Source organism: Mycobacterium novum, from assembly GCF_010726505.1.
Lineage (GTDB): Bacteria > Actinomycetota > Actinomycetes > Mycobacteriales > Mycobacteriaceae > Mycobacterium > Mycobacterium algericum.
Genome location: NZ_AP022562.1, coordinates 1,766,561 through 1,787,784 on the forward strand (window position 1 = coordinate 1,766,561; position 21,224 = coordinate 1,787,784).

17 protein-coding genes and 1 pseudogene are annotated in these 21,224 nt (G+C 68.9%); 9 read left to right on the plus strand and 9 right to left on the minus strand.

What is annotated here, in order from left to right; all coding sequences use genetic code 11:
- Positions 1 to 72: 72 nt before the first annotated feature.
- The 3 genes from G6N19_RS08145 to G6N19_RS08155 are packed head-to-tail and all read left to right on the plus strand — an operon-like array spanning position 73 to position 3,188.
- Positions 73 to 966 (plus strand): alpha/beta hydrolase, encoded by an 894-nt coding sequence (locus tag G6N19_RS08145; protein WP_041316716.1) that lies wholly within the window; start codon positions 73 to 75, stop codon positions 964 to 966.
- 4 nt (positions 967 to 970) lie between these two features.
- Positions 971 to 2,026, plus strand: coding sequence for an acyl-CoA dehydrogenase family protein (locus tag G6N19_RS08150; protein WP_013827128.1), 1,056 nt, complete (start codon positions 971 to 973; stop codon positions 2,024 to 2,026).
- 1 nt (position 2,027) lies between these two features.
- Positions 2,028 to 3,188 carry an acyl-CoA dehydrogenase family protein gene (locus G6N19_RS08155; RefSeq protein ID WP_193466124.1) on the plus strand — a complete coding sequence of 387 codons (1,161 nt, stop codon included), beginning with the start codon at positions 2,028 to 2,030 and terminating at the stop codon, positions 3,186 to 3,188.
- Positions 3,189 to 3,203: 15 nt separating this feature from the next.
- Here the strand turns inward: G6N19_RS08155 and G6N19_RS08160 are convergent, their stop codons facing one another.
- Entirely contained in the window at positions 3,204 to 4,172 is a 969-nt protein-coding gene (locus tag G6N19_RS08160) for a MaoC family dehydratase (RefSeq protein WP_013827126.1), read from the minus strand.
- Between the two features lie 27 nt (positions 4,173 to 4,199).
- On the opposite strand from G6N19_RS08160, the gene G6N19_RS08165 reads away from it, so the two are divergent.
- From G6N19_RS08165 to G6N19_RS08175, 3 genes and pseudogenes are all read left to right on the plus strand, one after another.
- Positions 4,200 to 5,363, plus strand: a complete 1,164-nt coding sequence (locus G6N19_RS08165; RefSeq protein WP_083036775.1) for an acyl-CoA dehydrogenase family protein — start codon at positions 4,200 to 4,202, stop codon at positions 5,361 to 5,363.
- Between the two features lie 745 nt (positions 5,364 to 6,108).
- Positions 6,109 to 6,960, plus strand: a pseudogene (locus G6N19_RS21865) (PGRS repeat-containing protein); the annotation flags it as partial.
- 190 nt (positions 6,961 to 7,150) lie between these two features.
- Positions 7,151 to 8,194, plus strand: coding sequence for an FAD-dependent oxidoreductase (locus tag G6N19_RS08175; RefSeq protein WP_013827123.1), 1,044 nt, complete (start codon positions 7,151 to 7,153; stop codon positions 8,192 to 8,194).
- Between the two features lie 13 nt (positions 8,195 to 8,207).
- On the opposite strand, the gene fadD4 is transcribed toward G6N19_RS08175, so the two are convergent.
- The 7 genes from fadD4 to G6N19_RS08210 all read right to left on the minus strand — a co-directional run bounded on the left by fadD4 (position 8,208) and on the right by G6N19_RS08210 (position 15,617).
- Positions 8,208 to 9,737, minus strand: coding sequence for a fatty-acid--CoA ligase FadD4 (fadD4, locus tag G6N19_RS08180; protein WP_193466125.1), 1,530 nt, complete (start codon positions 9,735 to 9,737; stop codon positions 8,208 to 8,210).
- A 34-nt stretch (positions 9,738 to 9,771) separates the two neighbouring features.
- Positions 9,772 to 10,026 (minus strand): hypothetical protein, encoded by a 255-nt coding sequence (locus G6N19_RS08185; RefSeq protein WP_193374405.1) that lies wholly within the window; start codon positions 10,024 to 10,026, stop codon positions 9,772 to 9,774.
- A gap of 133 nt (positions 10,027 to 10,159) precedes the next feature.
- Positions 10,160 to 10,543, minus strand: coding sequence for a type II toxin-antitoxin system VapC family toxin (locus tag G6N19_RS08190; RefSeq protein ID WP_041316711.1), 384 nt, complete (start codon positions 10,541 to 10,543; stop codon positions 10,160 to 10,162).
- Positions 10,540 to 10,770 (minus strand): type II toxin-antitoxin system Phd/YefM family antitoxin, encoded by a 231-nt coding sequence (locus G6N19_RS08195; protein WP_013827119.1) that lies wholly within the window; start codon positions 10,768 to 10,770, stop codon positions 10,540 to 10,542. Before G6N19_RS08195 ends, G6N19_RS08190 begins: the two co-directional genes overlap by 4 nt.
- 51 nt (positions 10,771 to 10,821) lie before the next feature.
- The gene (locus G6N19_RS08200) at positions 10,822 to 12,642 is read right to left on the minus strand and encodes a phosphoenolpyruvate carboxykinase (GTP) (protein ID WP_013827118.1); all 1,821 of its coding nucleotides are present in this window, start codon (positions 12,640 to 12,642) and stop codon (positions 10,822 to 10,824) included.
- Between the two features lie 132 nt (positions 12,643 to 12,774).
- Positions 12,775 to 14,433, minus strand: coding sequence for a hypothetical protein (locus G6N19_RS08205; protein ID WP_013827117.1), 1,659 nt, complete (start codon positions 14,431 to 14,433; stop codon positions 12,775 to 12,777).
- Positions 14,430 to 15,617, minus strand: a complete 1,188-nt coding sequence (locus G6N19_RS08210; RefSeq protein ID WP_049792809.1) for a hypothetical protein — start codon at positions 15,615 to 15,617, stop codon at positions 14,430 to 14,432. The genes G6N19_RS08205 and G6N19_RS08210 overlap by 4 nt, the downstream gene beginning before the upstream one ends.
- Between G6N19_RS08210 and trmB the strand changes: the two genes are divergently transcribed.
- From trmB to G6N19_RS08225, 3 genes are all read left to right on the plus strand, one after another.
- Positions 15,616 to 16,377, plus strand: a complete 762-nt coding sequence (gene trmB, locus G6N19_RS08215) for a tRNA (guanosine(46)-N7)-methyltransferase TrmB (protein WP_041319350.1) — start codon at positions 15,616 to 15,618, stop codon at positions 16,375 to 16,377. The two genes, G6N19_RS08210 and trmB, sit on opposite strands and share 2 nt — an antisense overlap.
- Positions 16,359 to 17,069, plus strand: coding sequence for an NYN domain-containing protein (locus G6N19_RS08220; protein ID WP_193466339.1), 711 nt, complete (start codon positions 16,359 to 16,361; stop codon positions 17,067 to 17,069). Before trmB ends, G6N19_RS08220 begins: the two co-directional genes overlap by 19 nt.
- 72 nt (positions 17,070 to 17,141) lie before the next feature.
- Positions 17,142 to 20,048 carry an MMPL family transporter gene (locus G6N19_RS08225; RefSeq protein WP_013827113.1) on the plus strand — a complete coding sequence of 969 codons (2,907 nt, stop codon included), beginning with the start codon at positions 17,142 to 17,144 and terminating at the stop codon, positions 20,046 to 20,048.
- On the opposite strand, the gene G6N19_RS08230 is transcribed toward G6N19_RS08225, so the two are convergent.
- Positions 20,008 to 21,183 carry an AI-2E family transporter gene (locus G6N19_RS08230; RefSeq protein ID WP_193466126.1) on the minus strand — a complete coding sequence of 392 codons (1,176 nt, stop codon included), beginning with the start codon at positions 21,181 to 21,183 and terminating at the stop codon, positions 20,008 to 20,010. The two genes, G6N19_RS08225 and G6N19_RS08230, sit on opposite strands and share 41 nt — an antisense overlap.
- Positions 21,184 to 21,224: the final 41 nt, after the last annotated feature.

The window sequence follows — 21,224 nt, forward strand, 5'->3', positions numbered from 1 at the left end:
GGTTACGCCGGGGTAAACCGCAATCGGGCGGGTTGTCCACGGAACGGATCCGGCACCGGCGATACTGAGCCGATGGTAAGCAGCGGGTTTCATCCAGATCTGCGCCGGGCCGCGCGATTCCTGCCGCGGGGCGGCATCGGGCCCAGGACACTGCCGGCGATTCGGGCACTTGCCGGCCTGCAGGGCCGACGCACCCCCAGCGGCATCGAGGTGCTCCCCCTGCCCTCGGGCGGCAGTGTGCGGGTCTATCGGCCACCGCATCGTCCCGCCGCTCCGGCGCCGGCGCTGCTGTGGATCCACGGCGGCGGCTACGTCGTCGGCACGGCCGCGCAGGATGACCGGCTCTGTCGCAGGTTCAGCGACGAACTCGGCATCACGGTCGCCTCGGTCGACTACCGGTTGGCGCCGCAACACCCATACCCGGCTGCGTTGGAGGACTGCTGGGCCGGGCTACTACTGCTGGCCGGGCTGGCCGGCGTGGATCCGACGCGGGTGGCGATCGGCGGGGCCAGCGCAGGCGGCGGGCTCGCCGCCGCGTTGGCGCAGTTGGCGGCCGACCGCGGCGACGCGCAACCGGTACTGCAGCTGCTGGTCTACCCGATGCTCGATGACCGCAGCGCGCACTTGCCGGCCGATCGCTGCTACCGGTTGTGGAATCCGCGGAGCAACCTTTTCGGCTGGACGTCGTACCTGGGCGATGCCGATCCGCAGCTCGCGGTGCCGGCCCGCCGCGCAGACCTGAGCGGGCTGGCGCCCGCCTGGATCGGGGTGGGCACGCTGGACCTGTTCCATGACGAGAACCTGGCCTACGCGGAGCGGCTGCGGGCCGCGGGCGTGCCGTGCGAGGTCGAAACCGTCCCGGGAGCGTTCCACGGATTCGATCTGCTGCTGACCAAGGCGCCGGTCTCGCGGTCGTTCTTCGCCAGCCAGTGCGTGAGCCTGCGAAACGCCTTCAAGGAGACCTGATCTGGTGGCCGATCGCGACGAACTGCAGGCGTTGCGCGGTGCGGTCGCCGACTTGATGGCCAAGGCCGACGGCGACAGCTGGGGCGAACTGGCGGCGATGGGCCTGCTGGGAATGCTGGTGCCCGAGGAGTACGGCGGGGCGGGGGCCGGTCCGGTCGAGGTGGGCGTGGTGGCCGAGGAACTGGGCCGGGCACTGTTCGACGGGCCTTACTTGTCGACGGCAGTGCTCGCTGTGAATCTGATTGCTGCCCTAGGCGATCCAGCGCAATGCGAAGCCGTGCTGCCGGGGATCGCCGCCGGGGACACCCGGATCGCGCTCGCCTTCGCCGAGGGCTCCTCGCCCCGCCCGCCCGCGAGGCCGGCGACGTCGGCCCGCGGTGACGACTCCCCGGTGCTGACCGGCGAGAAGCGGTTCGTGCTCGATGCCGACGGCGCCGATTCGATCTATGTGCTGGCCGACACGGCGTCCGGACCCGGAGTCTTCGCCGTGGACACCGCTGGGCCGGGTGTCACCGTGGAACCATTGACCACGGTCGACCAGTCGCGCCGGCTGTGCACCGTCCGGCTGGCCGGCGCGCCGGCCATTGCGATCGGCGAACCGGGCTGCGGCGTCGAGGTTTTCACCGCCGCGTTGGACCGCTCCGCGGTGGCACTGCTCGGCGAGCAGGCCGGCGCGGCCCGGCGCGCCATGGAGATGGCCCGCGACTACGCCAAGACCCGCTACCAGTTCGGCCGGGCGATCGGCAGCTTCCAGGCCGTCAAGCACATGTGCGCCGACATGCTGTTGGAGGCCGAGTCGGCGGTGTCGGCCGCCCGCCACGTCGCCGCTGCCGCCGCCGACGACTCGCCGGGCTGGGTGGCCGATCTCGCCCTTGCTCAGGCGTACTGCTCGGAGGCGTTCGTGTTCGTGGGCGCCACCAACATCCAGGTCCACGGGGGCATCGGGTTCACCTGGGAGCACCCCGCCCACCGGTATCTGCGGCGGGCGCGCGGCGACGCCCAGTTGTTCGGCAACCCGGCCTGGCACCGTGAACGCTACCTGCGGGAGATCGGAGCGTGAGATGAACGACGGTCGCGACGACGACGTCCTGCGCGCCGAGGTCCGGGACTGGCTGGCGGCCAACTGGTCTCCCGATGTCGACCGGGCGACGTTCGCCGCCGCCGTTCTCGACGCGGGCTGGACCGCGCCGAGCTGGGAGCGCGCCCGCTACGGACGTGGGCTCACCGATCGGCAATCGCGGTTGGTGGCAGCGGAATTCGCTGCTGTCGGGGCACCCGGCAGCGGTCACGACCGGACCGATCTGTTCGCCTGCACCATCCACGACTGCGGCTCCGAAGAGCAGCAGCGCAGACTGTTGCCCCCGGCACTGCGCGGCGAGAGCAAATGGTGCCTGCTCTACAGCGAGCCCGGCGCCGGATCGGATCTGGCCGGCCTGCGCACCCGCGCCGAACGCGACGGTGATGACTGGGTTGTCAACGGCCAGAAGGTGTGGACGTCGTTCGCCACGACTGCCGACTACGGCATGCTGGTGGCGCGCACCGATCCGGACGTACCCAAGCACAACGGGATCACCTTCTTCATGCTGCCAATGCGCCAGCCGGGCGTGGAGATCCGGCCGATCCACCAGATCACCGGCGAGTCGGAGTTCAACGAGGTGTTCTTGACCGACGCCCGGGTGCCCGACGCGAACCGGATCGGCGAACCGGGTGCCGGCTGGTCGGTGCTGCAGGTCGCGCTGGGCTACGAACGCCGGCTGATGGGCGACATCGCGCGCACCAGCCGCGGTCGCCGTGAAAAGACCGGCGGCCTGGTCGAATCGGCGCGCGAGGCCGGCTGCCTCGGCGACTCCCATATCCGCCAGCAGATCGCCCGTGTGCAAGCACTGTCGACGGTGAACCGATGGAACAACCAGCGCGCCAAGACCAGCGCCGACCGTGCCGAGGCCGCCACCCTGCTGGCGCTCGGCAAGATCGCGATGTCGCGGATTCTGCACGAGACCGCGCGCGTCGAGACCGAGATCGTCGGCGCCGAATCGATGCTGAGCGGACCGGAGAATCCGGTCGGCGACGCGGTGACGTTTCGGGCGCTCAACGCCTACTTCACCTCGATCGGCGGCGGCACCGACCAGATTCAGCGCAACATCATCGGCGAGCGGGTGCTCGGGTTGCCCAAGGAGCCGGATCCCTACCGCGACGCCCCGTTCCGCGACCTGCCGCACTAGTTTTCCCGCGAGCGCTCAGAACTGCAGGGCGGTGAAACGCCAGTCCAGCACCTGGCGATCCGGGTCGCCCACGGCGTAGACCAGCGATCGCAGCCCCAGCATGTTGTCGGCGGCCGATTCCACGTGCAGTTCGCTGTAGAGCGTGTCCCCTTCGTGGACCGGCCCGGTGTGGTCGCAGGACTGCCAGCCCACCACGGTGGCCAGGTTCGGCAGTAGGCGGCAGGCCTGTGCCAGCGCCAGTCCGATGGTGTGGCCGCCGTAGACCAGCCGCTGTCCCCCCGGACGCGAATCATGGTGTGTAGCAGCGATATTAAGGGTCAAGCGGGCCAACTCCGGGGCGGAGGACACGACATCGCCGGTGCTGGTCAGCACTACATCTTTCAAGTCGCCCGCGGCTTCGTCGAAATGCGGGCCGGGCACTCGCTGCCGGAACTCGTCGGCGTCCCAGTGCGCGGTGACATCCGGTGGCGTCGCAAGCCCGGCCCCGATGGCGGACAGGTCGTCGCGGTGACCGGTGTCGGCGGCATCCGGTGATAGCGGCAGCATCGCGCAGCGGTAGAAGTCGAGCACCAATCGGTCGACCTGGTCGATGGTGGTCACCCGTAGCGCCACCAGGCCGGTGGGCTCCCGGCCCGGCTTGGCCGAATTCTGTTTCAGGCCTACGACTTCGGTACGGGTGAACAGCGTGTCGCCGATCACCGGGTACCGGAAGAAGGCCAGGCCGCGGTAGAACAGGTTGGCTTTGACCCGGCGGGTCACCAGCGTGGACTGTCCGATCGCCACGTCACACACCAAGCCGGGGTGGGCCAACGGTGTCACGGCTCCGGTGACCAGCCGGCACAGTTCGCCGTCCAGCGGCAGTCTCAGCCGGTCACCGAGGATCGCCTGATGTAGGGCGGCGGTTCCGGCAGTCAGTGTCATCGCCGGAGCCGCGTCGAACACCTGGCCGACATGCAGGTCGTCGAAGTAGGGCGCGTCGATCATCAGATGATCCTGACATACGGTGAACCGATGAGTTTCTCGCTGACCGACGAAGAGTCGATCCTGGTCGAGACGGTGCGGGCCTTCGTCGACCGGGAGGTCAAGCCGACGGTCCGCGATGTCGAGCACGCCAACACCTACCCGCAGGCGTGGATCGACCAGATGAAGCACCTGGGCATCTACGGGCTGGCCGTCCCCGAGGAGTACGGCGGCACTCCGGTGTCCATGCCGTGCTACGTCCTGGTGACCCAGGAGTTGGCCCGCGGCTGGATGAGCCTGGCCGGGGCGATGGGCGGACACACCGTCGTCGCCAAACTGCTGACGCTGTTCGGAACCGACGAGCAGCAGCGGCGCTACCTGCCCGCCATGGCCACCGGCGCGCTGCGGGCCACCATGGCGCTGACCGAACCCGGCGGGGGCAGCGACCTGCAGAACATGACGACCACCGCAGTACCCGTTGCCGATCCCGAGACCCTGGTGATCAACGGGGCCAAGACCTGGATTTCCAATGCCCGCCATTCCGGGTTGATCGCCCTGCTGGCCAAGACCGATCCGCGGGCCACTCCGCGGCACCGCGGCATTTCGGTGTTGTTGGTGGACAACCCGATTGCCGGGCTGACCATCTCCCGAGACCTGCCCAAGCTGGGTTACAAGGGTGTGGAGAGCTGCGAGCTGAGCTTCGACGACTGCATAGTGCCGGGCACGGCGGTCCTCGGCGGCACGCCCGGAGCCGGTTTCGCGCAGATGATGAAGGGCCTCGAGACCGGCCGCATCCAGGTGGCGGCGCGGGCGTTGGGGGTGGCGACGGCCGCGCTGGAGGATGCGCTGGCCTACGCCCAACAACGGGAGAGCTTCGGGCAGCCGATCTGGAAGCATCAAAGCGTCGGCAATTACCTGGCCGAGATGGCCACCAAACTGACCGCCGCCCGCCAGCTGACCCGCTACGCCGCAGAACGTTACGACAGCGGCCAGCGCTGCGACATGGAAGCCGGCATGGCCAAGCTGTTCGCCTCCGAGGTGGCCATGGAGATCGCGTTGGACGCGGTGCGCATCCACGGCGGCTATGGCTACTCCACCGAGTACGACGTCGAACGCTACTTCCGGGATGCGCCGCTGATGATCGTTGGCGAGGGCACCAACGAGATCCAGCGCAACGTGATCGCCGCGCAACTGGTGGCCCGCGGGGGGATCTGATCCGAAGCGGCGCATCGGTGCGTTGCGCCATCCGTGATGCCCGCTTTCGACGGGGATGCAGCCGGGGAGCGCCTTCACCGAACCTGCAATTCGGGCTCCGATAGCAAACTGCGGTACTCTTTGCCAGGCTTACCTCTATGTTGATGGACAAGTGAAGCTTAAAACTCATTTTTATGGCCTGTTACGGCTCGACTGAATTAGGCCAGCACTCGGAACACGGAGAAAAGTCCCCTTCGGGCCACCGACCTGTCAGGCTGTATGCCGCAGGTTACGGTTGCCTCGACTCGAAACCGGAAGGTAGGCCGCCATGTCGCTTCGCCTCAGCACTGTCGCGCGGCGTCGAGGAACGTACGGTGTCGCACTGCCGCGTCGGGCGCGGCGGGCGGCGCCCGCGCTGGCGGCGTTGATCGCGTTGGGAGCGGCACCGGTGAGCTCCCCTCCTGCTCAGGCCGACGGGTTCGACTGGGTGGTGGACGTGTTCAGCCCGCTCTTCGGGTTGCCGGTCGACGACAGCGGCGATGCGACGCCGGGCCTCGATTGGTTCGATCCCGCCGCCTGGACCCCCGCCGACGCGGATCTGGGCGGCTTCGACGCCGTGCCGTTGAGCGCGGAGGCGAACGGTATGGACGTCCTCTACGGATGGCTACACGACACCATGCAGGACTGGCTCAACAGCCCGTTCGGCCAGCAGTTCAGCGATCTGGTCAATCCGCTGTTCGCTCCGCTGGCCCAGGGCGCTTGCGGCGTGATCTGCAACGGGGTTGACGGCACCGAGGACCATCCCGACGGCGGCGCCGGGGGCTTGTGGTTCGGCGACGGCGGCGATGGCTGGTCGTCGAATCTCGAAGGTATCGCCGGTGGCAACGGCGGCCACGCCGGTGGCTTCGGCAACGGCGGCGACGGCGGGGCCGGCGGGCTCGGCGCCGACGGCGGTAACGGCGGCCACGGCGGCGATATGTGGGGCAACGGCGGCAACGGCGGCCACGGCGGCCACGGCACCGGCGACGGTGGGGCGGGCGGCAACGGGGGTCACGGCGGCGACGGCAGTTACCTCTACGGCACGGGCGGCGTCGGCGGTGCCGGCGGCGACGGCAGTGCCGCCGAAGGCAATGGCAGCACCGGCGGAGCGGGCGGCCGAGGTGGCAACGGCGGCGAAGCCGGTCAGCTTCGCGGGGGCGGCGGGGACGGCGGCAACGGCGGCAACGGCGGCGCCGCGAGTGGCACCGGCAGCACCGGCGGGGCCGGTGGACAAGGCGGTGCCGGCGGGAAGGTCGGCGGCAGCGGCGACACCGCCGGGGGCGGACACGGTGGGCACGGCGGTGACGGCGGCGCCGCAACCGGGACGGCCAGCACCGGCGGGGCCGGCGGGGCCGGCGGCGCCGGCGGCGGCGGCACCCCGCTGATCGTCGGTATCAGTGGCAGCGACGCCGGCAACGGCGGCGACGCCGGCAACGGCGGCGACGCCAGCGGCGACGGCGGCCGTGGCGGCAACGGCGGCCACGGCGGTATCGGCGGAGGCGGGGCCGGTTTCGGCGGTGATGGCGGCGACGGCGGGGCGGGCGGCAACGGCGGCGACGGCAGCCACGGCGCCACCGGTGGCCTGGCCGGTCCCGGCGGCCGTGGCGGACCCGGCACCGTCCATGGGGAATCCGGCAGTCAAGGGCGGGCGGGCACCCCCGGCAGCACCTCCTGACCATGAAGCCCTGACGCCGTCTGCCCCCAGCAGCTGATCCGCTGAGCGCGCCGGCCGACTATCCGGACAGCCATTCCCGAGGGACCATGGAGGAATGGACGCAACGGGGTACTCCTGGACCGTCATCGGAGCGGGCCCGGCCGGCATCGCCGCCGTCGGCCGACTGCTCGATCACGGCATCGCGGCGGATGAGATCGCCTGGATAGACCCGGAATTCGGCGCTGGTGACCTGGGCGCCAAGTGGCGGGCCGTCTCGAGCAACACCCAGGTCGGGCTGTTTCTGGACTACTTGAACGCTTCGCCGTCGTTTCGGTTCGGCCAGGCGCCCCGGTTTGCACTGACCACCACCGATCCGGACCAGACGTGCCCACTCGGCATGATCGCCGAGCCGTTGGTGTGGATCTCAGAACAGTTGGGCGGCCGGGTAAACCGATTGCAGGCGATGGCGACGCAACTGTGGCTCCAGCACCGGCGCTGGACGGTGCGCGCCGACCACAGGGAGATCAGGTCGACGAATGTGGTCCTTGCAGTCGGTTCGACCCCCACGAAACTCGACTATCCCGGACTCGAGGTGATCGAGATCGAGGCAGCCCTGGATCCGGGCCGCCTTGCACAACTCGCCCTCGCCGGCGCTACCGTCGCGGTGTTCGGTTCGTCGCATTCCTCGATGATCGCGCTGCCGAACCTGTTGGCGACCTCGGCGAGCAGGGTGATCAATTTTTACCGAAGCCCACTCAAATACGCGGTATACCTGGAGGATTGGATCCTTTTCGATGACACTGGCCTCAAGGGCGAAGCCGCGCAGTGGGCTCGCGAGAACATCGACGGGACACTTCCGGAACGTCTGCATCGGTGTTGGGTAGGCGATCCCCGGTTCGCCGACCGGCTGCAGGAATGCACCCACGTCGTCTACACGGTGGGGTTCGAACCCCGACCACATCCGGTGACTCCGCAGTGGGGTCCGCTGAAATACGACGCCAGCAACGGCATCCTGGCGCCCGGACTCTTCGGGGTCGGCATCGCATTTCCCGAATACCGCCTCAACCCGTTGGGGTCGGGCGAGTACCGCGTCGGGTTGTTCAAGTTCATGCAGTTGCTCGACGCGGCCCTGCCGCTGTGGCTGCTTTACAGCCCGTGATGGCTGAGCCGGGCTACGCCGAGTACTTCGCCACCAGCTCGTTCTTATAGAGCTTGCCAGTGTCGGTGCGCGGCAGCTGGGACTCGAAGGAGATCGAGCTCGGACACTTGTAGTGCGCCAACCGTTCCCGCAACCACACCAATAACTCCTCAGCGAATGCGTCGGTGGCGTCTGCCGGATCGACGGTCTGCACCGCGGCCTTGACGCGCTGCCCCATCTCGTCGTCGGGGATCCCGAACACCGCGGCATCCATCACCTTCGGGTGAGTGATCAGCAGGTTCTCGGCTTCCTGCGGGTAGATGTTCACCCCGCCCGAAATGATCATGTGGTGGCGACGGTCGGTGAGGTACAGGTAGCCCTCCTCATCGAGGTAACCGACGTCGCCGACCGTCACCCAGCCACGGGGGTGGCGTGACTTGGCGGTCTTGTCCGGGTCATTGAGGTACTCGAAGGTGTTGCCGCCCTCGAAGTAGATCTCGCCGGCCTCGCCCGCGGGCAGCTCGTTGCCGTCCTCGTCGAGGATGTGCACCGCACCCAGCATCGGCTTGCCGACCGAACCGGGGTGTAGCAACCAGTCTTCGGCGGCGATCAACGTCGAACCGTGCGCCTCGGACGAGGCGTAGTACTCGTCGACGATCGGCCCCCACCAGTCGATCATCTGCTTCTTGATCTCCACCGGACACGGCGCGGCAGCGTGCATCACCCGTTGCAAACTGGAGACGTCGTACGAATTCCTGATCGCATCAGGCAGTTTCAGCAGCCGGGCGAAGTGGGCGGGCACGAACTGGGCGTGGGTGACGCCGTAGCGCTGAATCGCCTCCAGGCAGCCCTCCGGATCGAACTTCTCCAGCACCACCGTGGTGATACCGGCGGCCTGCGCGGTCATCGACCAGACCGACGGGGCGGTGTGGTAGAGCGGCGCCGGACTCAGGTAGACGGAGTCGGGGGACATCCAGACGGCCACCAGCATCGTCATCAGGCCGGGCGCCTCAGCCGGCGGCAGATGCGGCAGTGCGCGTTTGATCCCCTTGGGTCGCCCGGTGGTGCCGGACGAGTACTGCAGCAGATCGCCCTCGATCTCGTCGTCGATAGGGGTATCGGGCTGGTCGGCAACGCATTCCGGGTAGCGCTGCCAGCCCTCCAAGTCGTCATCGGCGATCAACAGCAGGCTGGGGAGGCCGCCCGGAAGATGCGCGGCCAAGTTCTCGCAAATGGTGCGCAGCGCGGCTGAGCCGATAACCGCCTTGGCGGAGCTGTTGTCGATGATGTAGGCGGCCTCCGCCGCGGTCAGGTGGGTGTTGATCGGCACGTAGTACAGGCCGCTGCGCCGCGCTGCCCACATCACCGCATGGATGTGCTCGTTGTTCTCCATGAGGATCGCGACGGTGTCGCCCTCGGCCAGCCCGGCCCGGCGGAAGAAGTGCGCCAGCCGGTTCGCGCGCGCCTCAAGATCGTCGAAGGTGATGACGGTGCCCGACGGGTGCAAGATGATGGCCGGCTTGTCGGCGCCTCCGTGACCTGAGGTGTGTTCGCGAATCTGCATGCGCAGACTGTACCGTCGGCCGACTTGACGGGTGTCAAGTGGTCGGATTCGGGCCGAGTTCGCTGATCCTAAAGGCGCCCCGGACAACCAGGGCAGCGGCGACGTCGGGATCGGTACGGACGCGGTCGGGAAGATTCCCGGTCGAGAACAGTTCCGCGAACCCATGCGGCATCGACCAACCCGCTATCGCCAATGCCAGGACGTCGTCGTCGGTGGACTTGTCCCCGAACTGGTAGGCCCGTGCAGCATGAGACACCCCGACTCGGCGGGCGATGCGCCGGATACTCACTGCTGCGACACAATTGGCTGTCGCACAATTCCTTGGCGTGACGAACTACGATCTGCCTCCCGCACGGCTTCTCACCCCGGGGCGAATGGCCAAGGCTGCGATTCCGGCACCGCAGCGCCGCGCGCCCCAGCGGTCAGAGCCGCGCATCCACTGCGGCGGGCAGCGCCTTGAGGAGCTTCGCATCCGCCGTCAGCAGATCGAGGCGCTCGACCTCGGCCTGAGCCACCAGCATCGCGTCGAACGGATCCTTGTGCGGCAGCGCAGCGATATTGCACACCATGGCATGACGACCGGTGATCGGCAGATTGCGGAAGCCGGATTTCCCGACGGCGTCCTCAACGTCGGCGGGCACCGCGAGCTTGCCGGTAGCCGCTTTGATGGAGATCTCCCAGATGCTGGCCGCCGAGACGAATACCGCCGGGACAGCAGCCATTCGGGCACGCGCACGCTGACCTAAACGTGGACTGTCGTCCAGCGACCAGAGTAGTACGTGGGTATCGAGCAGGATGCCGGTCATTCAAGCCCGAACTGGGCGTTGAGGGCGTCGTCGACGTCGTCGAAGTGTTCGTCGTCGTAGTGGAGCCGGCCTGATAGAGCTCCGAAAGCGATGTCGATCCGCGAGTGCGGTGTCAGATCGGCGACCGGCCTACCGGCGCGCGCGATCGTGATCGTCTCACCGTTTTCGACACGGGCGAGGAGGCTGGACAGATGCGTCTTTGCCTCGTGAATGTTGACCGTCGCCATGCCCCGAGCCTACCGGACTTAGTCCAGTCGGACTAAGTCCCGAGCCGGGATTTAACCCAGACGCTGCTTGAGGGCGTCGAACTCGTCGCGCAGACCGGTCGGAAGCTGGTCGCCGATGAACGCGAACCACTCCTCGATCAGCGGCAACTCGGCACGCCATTCGTCGGCGTCGACGATCAGCGCCTGCTCCACGTCAGCAGTGTCGACGTCCAGCCCGGTGAGGTCCAGATCCGAGACGCGGGGCACCGTGCCGATCGGCGTCGACTCCCCGGAGCCCTTGCCCTCGACCCGGTCGATGATCCACTTGAGCACCCGGCTGTTCTCACCGAAGCCCGGCCACAGGAAACGGCCGTCCTCGCCGCGGCGGAACCAGTTGACGAAGAACACCTTCGGCAGCTTGGACTCATCGGAGTTCTTGCCGATGTCGATCCAGTGCTGCATGTAGTGGCCGGCGTTGTAGCCGATGAACGGCAGCATCGCCATCGGGTCCCTCCGGACCTTGCCCACCGTGCCTTCAGCGGCAGCAGTCTGCTCAGAACCCATCGTGGCGCCGGTGAACACCCCGTGCTGCCAGTCGCGGGCCTCGCTCACCAACGGAACGGTGGTCTTGCGGCGGGCGCCGAACAGGATCGCCGAGATCGGCACGCCGGCCGGGTCGTCCCACTCGGGAGCCAGGATCGGGCACTGCGACATCGGGGTGCAGTAGCGCGAGTTCGGGTGCGCGGCAGGGGTGCCCGACTCGGGAGTCCAGTCGTTGCCCTTCCAGTCGGTCAGGTGCTCCGGCGTCTCGCCGTCGATGCCCTCCCACCAGATGTCGTTGTCGTCGGTGTGGGCGACGTTGGTGTAGATCGTGTTGCCGGCCTCGATGGTCTTCATCGCGTTCGGGTTGGAGCTGTTGGAGGTGCCCGGCGCCACCCCGAAGAAGCCGGCCTCCGGGTTCACCGCGTAGAGCCGGCCGTCCTTGCCGAACCGCATCCAGGCGATGTCGTCACCGAGGGTCTCGGCCCGCCAGCCCGGGATCGTGGGCTGGATCATCGCCAGGTTGGTCTTGCCGCAGGCCGACGGGAAGGCGGCGGCGATGTAGTAAGCCTTATTCTCCGGCGAGATCAGCTTGAGGATCAGCATGTGCTCGGCCAGCCAGCCCTCATCGTGGGCCATCGCCGAGGCGATCCGCAGCGCGTAGCACTTCTTGCCCAGCAGCGCGTTGCCGCCGTAGCCGGAGCCGTAGCTCCAGATCTCGCGGGTCTCGGGGAAGTGGGTGATGTACTTCTCGGAGTTGCACGGCCACGGCACGTCCTGCTGGCCCTCGGCCAGCGGCGCACCGACCGAGTGCAGGCCCTTGACGAACGCCCCGTCGGTGCCGATCTTCTCCAGCGCCGCGGTGCCCATCCGGGTCATGATCTTCATCGACGTCACTACGTAGGCCGAGTCGGTGATCTCGACACCGAGCTTCGGGTCCTCCGCACCCAGCGGCCCCATACAGAACGGCACCACATACATGGTGCGACCCCGCATGCAGCCCCGGTACAGCTCGGTCATGGTGGCCCGCATCTCGTCGGGGTCCATCCAGTTGTTGGTGGGGCCGGCTCCCTCTTTGGTGCGGGTGCAGATGAAGGTTCGGGACTCGACCCGGGCCACGTCGGCGGGGTCGGAGAGCGCCAGGTAGGAGTTGGGCTTCTTCTCGTCGTCGAGTTTGACCGCGGTTCCGGCCGCCACGAGGTCGGCCATCAGCCGGTCCCACTCGCCCTCCGAACCGTCGGACCACTCCACCCGGTCTGGCTGGGTGAGTTCGGCGACCTCCTGGACCCAGGCCAGCAACCCGCGGTGTTTCGTCGGGGCGGTGTCCAGACCGGGGATGGTCGCTGAGGTCATGAGCTCTCCTGTTGTAACCTGTGTCACGTCGTGGCATTGCCGCTGGTGTGCGCCGCAGTCCACCTCTTATACCTTCATTAGATAAGAGGTTACCGTGCATAACCGCGAGCGGCGAAGCGGGCATACACGCCGCTAATCGGCCGCCGTCCGGGCGGTGTTCGGGGGATCGAGTTGGCCCAGCTCATGCGGCGTTCCCAGCTTCGCCTCTCCCCCGTCGAGCCTCACTGAACCGCCGGGCCCACGCGGCGGTCCCAGCTTCGCCTCTCCTCCGTCGAGCCTCACTGAACCGCCGGGCCCACGCGGCGGTCCCAGCTTCGCCTCTCCTCCGTCGAGCCTCACTGAACCGCCGAGCTCGGACCGCACCGCGGCCAGCGCCCGGTGCAGCGTCGGGAGCTGCCGATCCCGCACCGCGGCGGCCCGGGCGGTCGCGGCCGCGTGCTCACGCAGTTCCCGGTCCAGCCCGGCGATCCGGTCAGCGGCCCGCACCGCCTCGGTTTCGTTGCGCTCGGCGAGCTCGGCGGTGAGTGCGGACTCGGCGGCCACCACCCGCAGCGCCACCAGTTCCTGCAAGGCGGAGCGCAGCGCGGCGGTGGCCTCGCCCACCCAGCGATCAAGCACCGCCCGGTCTCGCAGCAGGCCACGGATGCGGACCACCCACACCGTGACCGCGACGCCGACTACAACGCACGCCACCGCGCCGGCTGCGGTCAACCCCGGGGCCAGGTTGGCGAACAACCGGCTCAGCGCCAACGCCACCCCCAGCCCGAAGCCGGCACCGAGCAGGGTCATCAGCTGGGTCTCCAACCGCCGCGACGACAACGCCGGCGCGCCGGTCTCGAACTGCGGGGTCGAAGTCGTCGCCGCGGCGTCGCCGGACAGGCCCAACTCCTGGGCCACGTCGGCCAGGTGCTCCGAGACGCCCTGGTCGACGTCGGCCACAACCTCCTCCAGCCGGCCGCGCACATAGGCCTCGAACTGCGGCAACCGGCGCCGGGTCATGCCCGCGGCGTCCTCGGCGAGCTCGCCGCGCACCGAGGCGCAGCGCTTGCGGGCGAAGTAGGACAGCTGCACCCGGGCCTGGGCGATGCGGCTGCGCAATCCGATCACCCGCTCCGATTTCGACATCCGCCGCTGCCGCACCACCTCGTCGCGCTGCTCCTGCAGCAATGTCACCCGTGCTCGCCGCCCCTCCGCGCGGGCGTCGCGGTCGATCCGGTCGGCGTCGGTGCGCAATTGGAACTCCCAGGACCGCAACCGGTTCCGCCGCTGCACATCGCTGTCACCCAGTTGTTTGGCCAGTTCCGCGACCAGGTCGTCCACCCGGGGTTCGCCGCGCTCGGGCGCCGCGGCCGCCCCCACCCACGCCACGTCGCGGTAGCGCGGCGCGTAGTCGGCCAGCGCCTCGCGGGCGGTCTGCTGCATCTCCCGCCACTGCCGGTGCACATCGATCTTGGACACCACTCCGATCACCACGTCGGTGTGGGCGGCCGCGGCGTCGAGCAGCGCGCAGTCGGACTCGGTCAGTGCCGCCGCGGCCGAGACCACGAACACCACCGCCGTCGGCACCTCGCCCGGCGGCAGTTCGGCGGCTTCGACGACCGGCCACTGCCGCAGGCGCTCGGCCAGCACCCCGGCCACCGCGCTGACCCCGGCCAGCCAGGGCCCGGTGACCATGACCACGTCGCGGCGCCGCACCGCAGGCGGCCGTAGAACGGGGGCGATCTCGGCCACCAGGGCGTCCACCGCCGCGACCGGGTCCTCGGCGGCCGGGTCCGGGTCGAGGGTGGTCATCGGCGGCCTCGCGTCCTGGCCCAGTCCCGCAGCGAACCCCTGGCGATGTCGGCGGCGCAGGCACGCTCGATGACGCCCACCGGTGCGCTGCGGTGGCCCTGCCAGCGACGCGCCCGGCGCAGCGCCCGTTCTCCCGGTGTGCCTTGCTCCTGGACCACCGCGGCTGCTGCGGCCATCCGGGCCGCCACCGTCCCGTCGCAGTTGAGGAACTCATCGATGCGGGCCGCGAAGTCCTGGCCGACCGCCAGCGCCTCAAGCCGGACCACCGCCTCCGACGTCCGCCGGTGATGAACGCCGGCACCCAGCGCGGCCAGGCGTGCGACGACGCCGTCGATGCCGCTGAGCCGGCGCAGCAACGCCCTGCCCTGCGTCACCGTCTCGCCGCGCCGGGCAGGCTCGAGCAGCTGCTCGATTCCGGACAGGTCGAGGGCGGCGCAGAGCCGCTCGCGCAGCTGCCGTGGCACCGGGTGCGCACAACTGATGAAGTGGTCGGCCGAGCGGAGATCGGCGGGTGCGGAGGCTAGCGTGCCCAGCGCGGCCCACAGCTCACCGTCCAGGCGACCAGCCAGTGCGGCGAGCGCGAACAAGCCCGACAGCGGTGCGGCCGGCGCCCTGCTGGCCGTCGCGATGCCGTCAACGCAGGCTCGTCCGGGTAGGTCCGCCTTGTTCAGCACCACCAGCACCGGTCGGCGCCGCGCCGAGCGCACCTTGACGATCTCCGCCGGGTCCTCCGGTTTGACCGCTTCGGCCACGACATACACCGCGGCGTCGGCGGTCGCGGCTTTCGGCCCGCTGTCGGATGCGCACCTGACCTCCAGCCCGGCGGCGGCCAGCGCGGCGGCCACGGTGCGTCGGCCCACCCCGCGCCGCCCGCACACCGCGACCCGCAACGGCGCGTTGACGTCCACAGCGATCGACGACAGCCGTGGATCGGAGAGGTCGGCGGCCAGCCGGGTCAGCCCGTCGGCGAAGAGCTGGCGCCCCTGTGTCACGACCATGCCCTCCCGCATCGCCCAATCGGCCCACCACTTGCAGGCCATGGTGTCAGCTGTGCCGCCGGGATGCGAGTCACCGTGCCACGGTGTCCGCGCGCCGATCCCGGCGGCCCCGCAAAGCAACTGTTGGGTATCAATGTGGACCGCGCCGTGGGTACACCCGAGGACATGGGCCACCATGGACTGCATGCATGCGCAGCGCGACGTCGAATCGTCATCGGACGTCGCCGGCATCGACGCACCGGCTGCGCGGCGGGCCCGAAATTTCAGCGTCCGCTACCGGCACTCCGCACTCTCCGCCGGCCAGCGCCGAACCTGGGAGCGACTCTGGCCCGAACTGGGCGCCGACGTCCCAGTGCCGCCGGACGGTGCCGACCGCCCCGATCCGCTGGATCCGCAACGCTGGTTCGGCCGCGCGGCCCCGCTGGTGCTGGAGATCGGCTGCGGAGCCGGCACCTCGACGGTCGCGATGGCCCGGGCCGAGCCTCACTTGGACGTGATCGCCGTGGAGGTCTACGAGCGCGGGCTGGCACAGTTGCTGTGTGCCATCGAACGCGAACAGCTCACCAACGTCCGGCTGCTGCGCGGCGACGGCCTCGACGTGCTGGAGCACCTGATCGCCCGGGAGTCACTGACCGGGGTGCGGGTGTTCTTTCCCGACCCGTGGCCCAAGGCGCGGCACCACAAGCGGCGGCTGCTGCAACCGGCCACCATGGCCCTGATCGCCGATCGGCTGCAGCCGGGCGGGGTGCTGCACGCGGCGACCGACCATGCCGGCTACGCCGAACAGATCGCCGAGTCCGGCGACGGCGAGCCCGGCCTGCGCCGGGTGACGAATCCCGTTCCGACACTGCCGATCTCGGTTGCCCGGCCCACCACCAAGTACGAAGCGAAGGGCCGCGACGCCGGCAGTGCCATCACCGAGTTGATCTGGGAGAAGCCGCGGTGAGCGACGCTGTGGCGGAGGTTCCTGCCCGGTCGACGCAGCTCCCGGACGACGCGACCTCCGACGCACCACCGGCCCGTCGGGTGCTGCTGGTGTGGGACGCGCCGAACCTGGACATGGGCTTGGGCGCGATCCTGGGCCGCCGCCCGACGGGAGCCGAACGGCCCCGGTTCGACGCCTTGGGCCGCTGGCTGCTGAACCGCACCGCCGAGATCTCGGCACGTCACCCGCAGCAGCCGGTCGAGCCGGAGGCCACCGTGTTCACCAACATCGCCCCGGGCAGCGCCGACGTCGTCCGGCCGTGGGTGGAGGCGTTGCGTAACGTGGGTTTCGCGGTCTTCGCCAAACCGAAGATCGGCGAGGACAGTGATGTCGACTCCGACATGCTCGAACACATCGCGCTGCGGCGGGACCAGGGGCTGGCGGCGGTCGCAGTGGCGTCGGCCGACGGTCAGGCGTTCCGGGAACCGCTGGAAGAACTCTGTGCACTCGGCATAACCGTCTCGGTGCTCGGATTTCGCGAACATGCCAGCTGGGCGCTAGCCTCGGATACCTTGGAGTTTGTCGACCTGGAAGACATTCCTGGTGTGTTCCGGGAGCGGCTGCCGCGGATCAGCCTGGATTCGCTGCCGGAGCAAGGGGCGTGGCTGCAGCCGTTCCGGCCGCTGAGCTCACTGCTGGCCTCGCGCGAGTAACAATTGGACAACCTGGCAAGGGACGCGCGGGTCCGAAAGATGTCGCAACAGACTTTAGTGAGGAGCGTATAGGTGTTCGCCTGGTGGGGTCGAACTGTATACCGCTACCGGTTCATCGTAATCGGCGTGATGGTGGCGCTCTGCTTGGGCGGTGGGGTCTACGGCATGAGTCTGGGCGACCACGTCACCCAGAGTGGTTTTTACGACGACGGCAGTCAGTCGGTCCAGGCGTCGGTACTCGGCGACGAGGTCTACGGCCGGGACCGGACCAGTCACGTCGTGGCGGTCTTCACCGCCCCCAAGGGCGAGACAGTCGATGACAAGCAGTGGTTCGACGGGGTCAAGAACGGACTGAACAAGGTCAAGGACGACCACCCCGACCAGATCCTGAGCTGGGTCGGCTACTTCACCAACCCCGAGGCGCTGGCCACCATGGCCGACGCGGACAAGAAGCACGCGTTCGCATCGATCCAGCTCAAGGGTGACGACGACGACACCATCCTCAAGAATTACCAGGCGGCCGAGCCCGCGCTGCAGGAGCTCGACGGCGGCAAGGTCGAGCTGGGCGGCCTGCAGCCGATCGCCAGCGCGCTGACCGGCACCATCGCCAGCGACGAGAAGCGGATGGAGGTGTTGGCGCTTCCGCTGGTGGCGGTGGTGCTGTTCTTCGTGTTCGGCGGTGTGGTCGCCGCCAGCCTGCCGGTCATCGTCGGCGGTTTGAGCATCGCCGGGGCCACGGGCATCCTGCGGTTCGCCGCGATGTTCGGTCCGGTGCACTTCTTCGCCCAACCGGTGGTGTCACTGATCGGCCTCGGTATCGCGATCGACTACGGCCTGTTCGTGGTGAGCCGGTTCCGTGAGGAGATCGCCGAGGGCTACGACACCGAGGCGGCGGTGCGGCGATCGGTGATGACCGCGGGGCGCACCGTGGTGTTCTCGGCGGTGCTGATCATCGCCTCCAGCGCCAGCCTGCTGGTGCTGCCGCAAGGATTCGTGCATTCGCTGACGTATGCGATCTTCGCCTCGGTGGGCCTGGCGGCCCTGCTGTCGATCACCCTGCTGCCGGCCATTCTCGGCGTGCTGGGCACCAACGTCGACGCCCTCGGGGTGCGCACCCTGTACCGCATCCCGTTCCTGCGCGACTGGGAGTTCTCCAACCGGATCATCGGCTGGTTCGCCGAGAAGACCCAGAAGACCAAGACTCGCGAAGAGGTCGAGGCCGGGTTCTGGGGCAAGCTGGTCAACTTCGTGATGCAGCGGCCGCTGGCGTTCGCGATCCCGATCGTGGTCGGAATGATCTTGCTGATCATCCCCCTGGGCAAGCTGACGTTCGGCGGGATGAGCGAGAAGTATCTGCCGCCCGACAACACCGCCCGGATGGCCCAGGAGCACTTCGACGAGATCTTCCCGGGTTTTCGCACCGAGAAGCTGACGCTGGTGATCAAGAGCACCGCCGACAAGCCGGTGACCGACCAGCAGGTCGCCGACATCCGCAACCGCGCGATGTCGATCAGCGGGTTCGTCGTCCCCGACGACAACCCCGACGACATGTGGAAGGAACGGCCCTACCTGCCCGGTGCGTCGAAGGACGACAGCACCCGGGTGATCGAGAACGGTCTGGTCAACCGCAACGACGCGGCGCAGAAGATCAAGGCGTTGCGCTCACTGAGCACACCGAAAGGGCTGTCCGTGCTGGTCGGCGGCACCCCGGCGCTCGAGCAGGACAGCATCCACACGATGATCGACCGCGGTCCGCTGATGCTGGTGATCCTGCTGACCACGACCACGCTGTTGATGTTCCTGGCATTCGGTTCGCTGGTGCTGCCACTGAAGGCCGCGGTGATGAGCGCCCTGACCATCGGTTCGACGATGGGCATCCTGACCTGGATCTTCGTCGACGGACACGGCGCCGGGCTGATGAACTTCACCCCGACGCCGCTGATGGTGGTGATCATCGCCCTGGTGGTGGCCGTCGGCTGGGGGCTGGCCACCGACTACGAGGTGTTCCTGGTGTCCCGGATGGTGGAGGCCCGCGAGTCCGGGATGTCGACCTCCGAGGCCATCCGGATCGGCACCGCGACCACCGGGCGGCTGATCACCGCTGCCGCACTGATCCTCGCGGTGGTTGCCGCGTCGTTCGTGTTCTCCGACCTGGTGATGATGAAGTACCTGGCGTTCGGCCTGATGGCGGCGCTGCTGCTCGATGCCACCGTGATCCGGATGTTCCTGGTGCCGTCGGTGATGAAACTGCTCGGCGACGACTGCTGGTGGGCGCCGCGCTGGATGAAGCGCATCCAGAACCGGATCGGGCTGGGCGAGATCCGGCTGCCCGACGAGCGCAAGCGCAGGGTGACCCGCCCCAGCGCGCCGGCACCGCTTGCCACGGCACCGGCGGGCGCGGCCCCGGCGCGGCCATCGCACGACCCGACCCATCCCACCGCCGGTGGTCAGGCCCGGCCGCGGGCGACCGAACAGTTGCCGACGCGGCCCGTGACGGGCAGCCCGTCGGGCGCTCGGACCAGCCGGATCAACGCCGGGCCTCCCGAGGCGCCGACCACGCGGTTCCAGGCGGCTGATCCGGTGACCGAGCGGGTCGAGTCCCCCGCCGAGGGTCCGGCCGGTGGGGACCGCGAAATCGAGTCCTGGCTGGGCGAGCTGCGCGGCGGCCGGGATGCGGGATCGCCACGCTCGCGTGGCCGGCAGGACCCTGCCGAACCGCGGCCGTCCGACGAGCGGACGCGGTCGTTGCCCAAACCCGCCGGGCCCCCGGAGGACACCGAGAACGCCCCCACCACCGCCATTCCGGTTCAGGGCGACCCGGCGGGCCCGGACAGTCCGGCGACCGAGAAGCTCACCGCCCCCCGCGACCAGGGAGACAAGGGCGATAAGGGCGACAAGAGCGGCGACAATCCGCAGCGGCGCGGCGCCGCCGGTGGTCTCAGTGCGGCGGAGTTGCTGCGCCGGGAGGGCCGGTACTGATCTCCTCCTCGGGCGCCGCATCCGCCCCGGGTTCGACATCCTGCTCGGGCGTCGCATCCTCCTCGGGCGCCGCATCTTCGGCGTCGTGTGAGCCGACCAGTACCCGCACCGCCCGGTCGATGAACGCGATCGTCGGGACGGCCAGCAGCGCGCCGACGATACCGGCCAGGATCGCCCCGGTGGAGATCCCCAGCACCACCGCCAGCGGGTGGATCGACATCGCCCGGCCCATCACCAGCGGCTGCAGCACATGGGCCTCGAGCTGGTTGACGGCGACGATCAGGCCCAGGGTGACCAACGCATAGATCCAGCCCTTGGCTATGAGGGCGACCAGCACCGCCAACAGTCCGGTGAGCACGGCACCCACCAGCGGAATGAAGGCTCCCAGGAAAACCAGGGATGCCAACGGCAACGCCAACGGCACGGCCATGACAGCCAGGCCTATGCCGATCCCGACGGCGTCCACCAGCGCCACCAGGAAGGTCGCCCGGATGTAGCCGATCAGCGACTCGAAGCCGGCGACCCCCGCCGCGTGCACCTTGGCCCGCACGTCACCGGGGAAGAACCGGACGGTGAACCGCCAGATGTCGCGGCCGCCGTAGAGGAAGAAGATCAGCGTGAACAGCACGACGAACGCACCGGTGAAGATCTTGGTGATGGTCTCGGCCGTCGACAACGCGCCGCTGGTCAGCTTGGCCTGGTTGTTGCGCAACTCGGTGATCACGGTGGCGCCGGCCTTGTCTATCTGGTCGCTGCTCAGGTGCAGTGGGCCTTCGATCAGCCAGTGTTGTGTCGAGTTGACCATCTGGGTGACCTGCTCGACCAGCTCGGGCAGGCCGTCGATGAACTCGTCGATCACGAAGCTCAGCAGCGCGGCCAGCACCGCCACACCGGTGAGCAACAGCAGGAACACCGCCAGGCCTCGGGGGACCCCGGCCCGGTCCAGCCGGTCCACGCCGGGCAGCAGCAACGCCGACATCATCATCGCCAGCGCCACCGGGACGACGATGACTTCGAGCCGTCGGGCGATCAGCAGGACCACCAGCACCGCAGCGAACAACACCAGCAGGCGCCAGGCCCAGGCTGCCGCCTTGCGCACGGTCGGATGGACGGATTCGGCTGCGCTGGCTGACATTCCGGTAGCGTAACGATGCCGCAGCGAGAGCACATACAGTA